The sequence below is a fragment of the Candidatus Eisenbacteria bacterium genome (assembly GCA_005893275.1).
Classification (GTDB): Bacteria; Eisenbacteria; RBG-16-71-46; order SZUA-252; family SZUA-252; genus WS-7.
Genome location: VBOW01000007.1, coordinates 1 through 205, shown reverse-complemented (window position 1 = coordinate 205; position 205 = coordinate 1). Strand labels below are relative to the sequence as shown.

At 72.2% G+C, this 205-nt stretch carries 1 protein-coding gene; it reads right to left on the bottom strand.

From position 1 onward, the window contains the following. A partial coding sequence (locus E6K76_00565; protein ID TMQ60851.1) for a cation transporter occupies nt 1-205 on the bottom strand: 205 nt, incomplete at both ends.

Genomic DNA, 205 nt, shown 5'->3' with positions numbered 1-205 from the left:
GAGTCCAGGTCTACCTTCGCGCAGAGCACGCCCTTCTGCGCCATCGCCGTGGTCTGGATCTTGTCCACGCACGCGCCGCAGTGGGCGGTGGGCACCGCGAAGCTGAACACCGCGTTGTTCGCGCCGAACGTGCACTGCCCCTTGGCCTGCGCGGCCGAACCGGCCGTGCAGCGCGAGCCGCCGGCCGCCTGCTTGGCCGCGCCCT